Below are 5,656 nucleotides of genomic sequence, written 5' to 3'. Positions count from 1 at the left end.
GTTGATCGGGCCGGTCTCACCCCAGCCGCCGTTCGGCAGGTACTCGGAGATGTCCAGTTCGGAGTATGTCGGGTCGAGGTCGTAGGCGAGCGGGCTGATCGTGAAGAACGTCTGGTTGATGTGGTCGCCGTCGGCGCCGCTCGCCGGGGTGTCGCTGAACTTCACCCGGCTGGCGTAGGTGCCCTCGAGATAGCGCTTCTGCGAGGTGTAAAGCTCGGCGTGGTTGGTGCCGGTCCCGGTGCCGTCGGTGGACGACGTCAGCTGCAGCACCTTCTGGCCGTCCGAGGTGGGGAAGCTGAGGTTCTGCGCGGACCAGGTCGCGCCGGGTACGCCCGGACCGCCGGCGTAGGAGCGGGGCACCCAGCCGTTGCGGGTCAGCGCGGCGTCCGATGAGGACGCATAGCTGAAATCGTCGAAGAGGCGACCGCACGTCGCCGCGGATGCGGCCTGCGAAACGGCGACGGCGCCGGCGCCGCCGAGCAGCACGACGGCCGCGGCGAGCGCAGCCGATCGATATCGGTCGATGTTCATCGGCAGAGTCCTTCCTGGGGACGAGTGGGGACGGGTGGGGACGGGTGTGGACGGGATCAGCGGCGCCGGTGAGCTTCGACGGCGCGCACGGTCAGTTCGAAGGCCTCGGTGGTGCGCTCGTAGGTGCGCTGAGCCACCGCGACATAGATGAGGTCGAGCACGAGCAGCGCCGAGTGCAGTGCGGAGAGGGCGGCGACCCGGAACGTGGTCTCGTGCACCGAGGTCACGAACACCACGTCGGCGACCTCGGCCAGGGGCGACCGCGGATACGAGGTGACGGCGACGGTGAGCGCGCCGTGCGATGAGGCCTCCGCCAGCGTCTCGATCACCTCGCTGGTCCGGCCCGAGTGGGACAGCCCGATCGCGACGTCACCGGGCTGCAGCAGGGCGGCGTTGGTGAGCGCGGTGTGACTGTCGGACCGGCACCACACCGGGATCCGGATGCGCTCCAGCCGGAACGCCATCTCGCGCCCGGCCGCGCCGCTGCTGCCCAGGCCGAAGATCTCCACGCGGCCGGCCTCGGCGATCGCCCCGGAGACCCGCTCGATGTCGGTCATGTCCAGGCCGGCGGCGGTGGCCTGGATCGCCCGGGTGTCCGCGGTGGCGATCACCTTGAGCACGCTGTCGAGCGAGTCGCCGGGGTTGATGTCGCCGCTGATGTCGGTCTCCCACCGGGCCTGCTCGACCCGGCCGGTCTCGGTGGCGATGGCGACGCGCAGGTTCGCGTACCCCTTGAAACCGAGCGCCCGGCTGAAGCGGGTGACCGTCGCGGTCGAGGTGCCGGTGCGCTCGGCCAGGTCGACGATGCTGGCGTTGGCCGCGCCCTCGGGGTCACCGGCGATGACCTCGGCGATGCGGGCGAGCGCGCCGGGCATGGTCGGCCCCTCGATGCGCAGCCGCCCGAGCAGCCCGCCGCTCCCACCGGTCATCGTGGACATCCTTTTCATAGAAAAGTTTGTTTGATGAAAATTACGACCGTGAACCGAGATAGTCAATGATGACTTTCCATGGACTTGGTGATCGGCGTCGATGCGGGCGGGACGGGCACGCGGGCGGTGCTCCTCGCCGGCGGGAGCCTGGGCCGCGGGGCGGCCGGTCCGGGCAACCCGTGCCTGACCGGCGTGGGTGCGGTGGCCGAGATCGCGGCGGCGGTGCGAGAGGCATTGGGTACGCACGCACCCGCCCGCGTCGCCGCCATGGTGGTCGGGCTGGCCGGGGACAGCGCCCTGGACGACCCGGCGATCCGCGCGGCGTTCGCGGCTTCGTGGCGGGCGATCGGGCTGCGGTGCCCGGTGGAGTTGGTCGGTGACGCGGTCACCGCCTTCGCGGCGGGCTGCACGGCGCGGAGCGGGGCGGTCCTGATCGCCGGGACCGGCGCGGTGGCCGCGCGGGTGGACGGGCTGCAGGTGACGCAGGTCGCGGACGGGCTCGGGTTCTTGCTCGGCGACGAAGGATCCGGCGCATGGATGGGGCTGCGGGCGGTGCGGGCGGCGGTCCGGTCGTCGTCCCCGCTCGGCGACGCCGTGCTCGCGCACGCCGGCGTGCGTACCCGGGAAGAACTGCCGGGCTGGGCGAGCCGTCAGACGCCGTCAGGCTTCGCCACGCTGGCCCCGATCGTCTGCGGGATAGACGATCCGGCGGCGCGGGCGATCACGAACGAGGCGGCGGACCGCCTGCTCGCCACCTTGTCCGAAGTGGACCGGGAAACCGAGCCGGTGGTCCTTGCGGGCGGGTTGCTCACGGCCGCGACGCCGATCAGAGCACGGGTCTGCGCGGCGCTCGGCAACCGCGCGCGAATGGCCGGCGACCCGGCCCTCGGCGCGGCGCGACTGGCCGCCGGCCTGGTTGCCCGCCGGCTTCGCGCGGCGGCCGCAGACCTCGATGAGCCGGCCGATACCTAGTGACCATCCAATGCGGAGATCAGGCGTTGCGGGTCGAGGCCGCGTCCTGCAGGTCCAGCAGGTCGACCGCCTGGGACCGCATCTCCACCTTGCGCACCTTGCCGGTGACCGTCATCGGGAAGCCGTCCACGATGTGTACGTAACGCGGGATCTTGTAATGCGCCAGCCGGCCCGCGCAGAACTCGCGCACCGCCTCCGCCGTCAGCGGCTTCGCCTCCGGGCGGAGCACGATCCACGCCATCAGCTCCTCGCCGTACTTCGCGTCCGGCACCCCGATCACCTGCACGTCCGCCACGTCCGGATGCGTGTAGAGGAACTCCTCGACCTCGCGGGGGTAGACATTCTCGCCGCCACGGATGACCAGGTCCTTGATCCGGCCGACGATGTTCACGTACCCGTCGGAGTCCATCGTCGCCAGGTCACCGGTGTGCATCCAGCGGGCCGCGTCGATCGCCTCGGCCGTGGCGTCGGCCTGGTCCCAGTAGCCGAGCATCACCGAATAGCCGCGCGTGCACAGCTCCCCGGGCTCGCCGCGTTCGACCACCAGCCCGGTGGCCGGGTCGACCACCTTCGACTCGAGGTGCGGCATCACCCGCCCGACCGTCTCGGTGCGCCGGGCCAGGCTGTCGTCGGCGCGGGTCATCGTCGACACCGGCGACGTCTCGGTCATGCCGTAGCAGATCGCCACCTCGGTCATGTGCATCTCGGCGACCACCCGCTTCATCACCTCGACCGGGCACGGCGAGCCGGCCATGATGCCGGTGCGCAGCGTCGACAGGTCGAACGACGCGAAGTCGGCCAGACCGAGCTCGGCGATGAACATGGTCGGCACGCCGTAGAGCGACGTGCAGCGCTCGCTCGCGACCGCGCGCAGCGACGCGGCCGGGTCGAAGCCGGGCGCGGGCAACACCATGCAGGCGCCGTGCGAGGTGGCCGCGAGGTTGCCCATCACCATGCCGAAGCAGTGGTAGAGCGGCACCGGGATGCAGATCCGGTCCTCCTCGGTGTAGTTGACCAGCTCACCGACGAAGTAGCCGTTGTTGAGGATGTTGTGGTGCGAGAGCGTGGCGCCCTTGGGGAAGCCGGTGGTCCCGGACGTGTACTGGATGTTGATCGGGTCGTCGAAGGAGAGGTCGAGCGCCGGGGCGGAGGCGTCGGCGGACGACAACGCCGCCCATTTCTCCGAGCCGATGAAGATCGTCTGCTCGGCGAAGCCGATCGACTCGACCATCTCCTGATAGTTGCTGGTCTTGAAGCTCACCGCGCTGATCAGCAGCGCCAGGCCGGACTGCTTGACGACGAACTCCAGCTCGTGCGTCCGGTAGGCCGGGTTGATGTTTACCAGGACCGCGCCGATCTTCGCGGTCGCGTACTGGATGAAGACCCACTCGGCGCAGTTCGGCGCCCAGATGCCGACCCGGTCGCCCTTCTCGATGCCGCGGTCCAGCAGGCCGTGCGCGAGACGGTTGACGCCCGTGTCGAATTCCGCGTACGTCCACCGGTGGCCGGACGCCACGTCGACCAGGGCCTCGCGGTCGCCGAAACGGGCCACGGTGCGCTCCAGGTTGGCGCCGATCGTTTCTCCGAGCAGGGGCACGTCCGAGGTTCCGCTGGCGTAGGAAAGCATGTCCGCAGCATGTGCCCGGCGACCTGTCGTACACAAGGGTTAGGTTCTTGGCATGGAGATGCGCCGGGTGGTGGTCACTTCCGATGGTGTCGAGGTGCAGACCGCCGCGGTCCCGGAGCCCAAGCCCGGCGAGGTGCTCGTGCGGATGGCGGTGGCCGGGGTCTGCGGGTCCGACGTGCACGCGCTGCACGGCCGGCACCCGTTCATCTCGCTGCCGTTCGCGCCCGGCCACGAGGTCAGCGGCACGGTCGTGGACACCGGCCGCCGCGTCACCGTCGAGCCGCCGCTGCCCTGCTACGAGTGCAAGACCTGTGTCGCCGGCCGGCCGAACGTCTGTGAACGCCTGCGCTTCTTCGGCTGCGCCCACGACCAGGGCGGGTTCGCCGACTACTTCACCATCGACGAGCGTCGCCTGCACACGGTCCCCGACGAGCTGGACTGGCCGGCCGCCGCGCTGATCGAGCCGCTTTCCACGCCGGTGCACGCGATCCGGCTCGCCGGCGGCGTCCGCGACCGCGCGGTGGCGATCCTCGGCGCCGGCACGATCGGCCTGCTGATGCTGCGGGTCGCCAAGGACCAGGGCGCACGCCGGGTGGTGATGACGGCTCGCTCCGCTTCGAGCCGGGAGAGGGCGTTGCGCTTCGGCGCCGACGCCGCGGTGGATGCGTCGTCACCCGAGGCGATCGAGGGGGTACGCGCGGAGCTGGGCGAATCGGCGGACGTGGCGTTCGACTGCGTGGCCGAGCAGGCCACGCTTACCCAAGCGATCGGAATCGCGAACAAGGGCGGCACGGTCGTGGTCGTCGGGGTGCCGCCCGGTGAGGTGAGCATCCCGCTGCACACGGTGCAGGACAGTCAGATCCGCATCCAGGGCAGTGCCACGTACGTGCCGGAGGACTACGCCGACTCGATCACCCTGCTGCGGAGGGGCGTCGTGACCCCGGCCGACTTCATCACGGCGACCCATTCGCTGGACGACGCGGCGGCCGCCTTCCGCGACGCGGAGAGCGGCGGCCACATCAAGGTTCTCCTGGTGCCATAGAGCCGCCGTTCACGGGCTCGTAGCAGTCGTAGGTGCTCAGGCGCAGCAGCTTGCCGTCACGGAACTCGAGGAACTGGCCGATGTGCGCGGTCAGCGTCGTGCCCTCGCGGATCGGGCCCAGGTCGCGGGCGGCGATGGCGGTCCAGTGCAGCTGGACGGCCATCCGGTCGCCGCTCTCGATCACGTCGAGGATCTCCATGCGCTGGTCGCGAACGATGGTGGCGGCGGTGTCGGCCCCGGCCAGCACACCGGCCAGCGCACGACGCCGGCCGCCCGGGCTCATCACGTTCGGGTGCTCGACCTGCTCGCCGTCGGGGTGCCAGAACTCGCGAAGCTCTCCGCTCGAAGCGAAACGCTCGAGCGCGTCGATCAGGCGCCGGTACCGCTTCTCGTTCGAAGTCATATACACAACCTAAGTTGCACAACCTTGGTTGTCAACGGTTCAATCAGCGGCATGGACCTGACCGACCTCAACCTCCCGACGCTGGCCGCGCTGGCCGGCACCGAGACCGAGCGGCACCAGCTGGCCGGGCTGGCCGCCGGCGGCTTCGCGGG

6 protein-coding genes are annotated in these 5,656 nt (G+C 70.5%); 2 read left to right on the top strand and 4 right to left on the bottom strand.

The window, feature by feature from the left end; all coding sequences use genetic code 11:
• The coding region (locus AB0M20_RS24035) for a glycoside hydrolase family 16 protein (protein ID WP_364301681.1) at positions 1-531 on the bottom strand (531 nt) is incomplete at its 3' end.
• 56 nt (positions 532-587) lie between these two features.
• Positions 588-1,460 (bottom strand): MurR/RpiR family transcriptional regulator, encoded by an 873-nt coding sequence (locus tag AB0M20_RS24030; RefSeq protein WP_364301679.1) that lies wholly within the window; start codon positions 1,458-1,460, stop codon positions 588-590.
• 78 nt (positions 1,461-1,538) lie between these two features.
• Here AB0M20_RS24030 and AB0M20_RS24025 point away from each other — a divergent pair, with 78 nt between their 5' ends.
• Positions 1,539-2,432 carry a BadF/BadG/BcrA/BcrD ATPase family protein gene (locus AB0M20_RS24025; RefSeq protein WP_364301677.1) on the top strand — a complete coding sequence of 298 codons (894 nt, stop codon included), beginning with the start codon at positions 1,539-1,541 and terminating at the stop codon, positions 2,430-2,432.
• Between the two features lie 19 nt (positions 2,433-2,451).
• Here AB0M20_RS24025 and AB0M20_RS24020 read toward each other — a convergent pair whose 3' ends face one another.
• Entirely contained in the window at positions 2,452-4,059 is a 1,608-nt protein-coding gene (locus AB0M20_RS24020) for an AMP-binding protein (RefSeq protein WP_364301675.1), read from the bottom strand.
• 52 nt (positions 4,060-4,111) lie between these two features.
• Here AB0M20_RS24020 and AB0M20_RS24015 point away from each other — a divergent pair, with 52 nt between their 5' ends.
• Positions 4,112-5,101, top strand: coding sequence for a zinc-binding dehydrogenase (locus AB0M20_RS24015; protein ID WP_364301673.1), 990 nt, complete (start codon positions 4,112-4,114; stop codon positions 5,099-5,101).
• Here the strand turns inward: AB0M20_RS24015 and AB0M20_RS24010 are convergent.
• The gene (locus AB0M20_RS24010; RefSeq protein WP_364301671.1) at positions 5,079-5,504 is read right to left on the bottom strand and encodes a nuclear transport factor 2 family protein; all 426 of its coding nucleotides are present in this window, start codon (positions 5,502-5,504) and stop codon (positions 5,079-5,081) included. The genes AB0M20_RS24015 and AB0M20_RS24010 overlap by 23 nt on opposite strands.
• Between the last annotated feature and the right edge of the window lie 152 nt (positions 5,505-5,656).

The sequence above is a fragment of the Actinoplanes sp. NPDC051633 genome, assembly GCF_040681735.1.
Lineage (GTDB): Bacteria > Actinomycetota > Actinomycetes > Mycobacteriales > Micromonosporaceae > Actinoplanes.
Note: the sequence above shows the minus strand (reverse complement) of the source record. Positions and strands in the feature narration are given on the sequence as shown.

Coding starts and splice junctions, on each gene's coding strand:
- AB0M20_RS24010 (WP_364301671.1), bottom strand. CDS start 5,504: ATGACTTCGAACGAGAAGCGGTACCGGCGCCTGATCGACGCGCTCGAG.
- AB0M20_RS24015 (WP_364301673.1), top strand. CDS start 4,112: ATGGAGATGCGCCGGGTGGTGGTCACTTCCGATGGTGTCGAGGTGCAG.
- AB0M20_RS24030 (WP_364301679.1), bottom strand. CDS start 1,460: ATGACCGGTGGGAGCGGCGGGCTGCTCGGGCGGCTGCGCATCGAGGGG.
- AB0M20_RS24025 (WP_364301677.1), top strand. CDS start 1,539: ATGGACTTGGTGATCGGCGTCGATGCGGGCGGGACGGGCACGCGGGCG.
- AB0M20_RS24020 (WP_364301675.1), bottom strand. CDS start 4,059: ATGCTTTCCTACGCCAGCGGAACCTCGGACGTGCCCCTGCTCGGAGAA.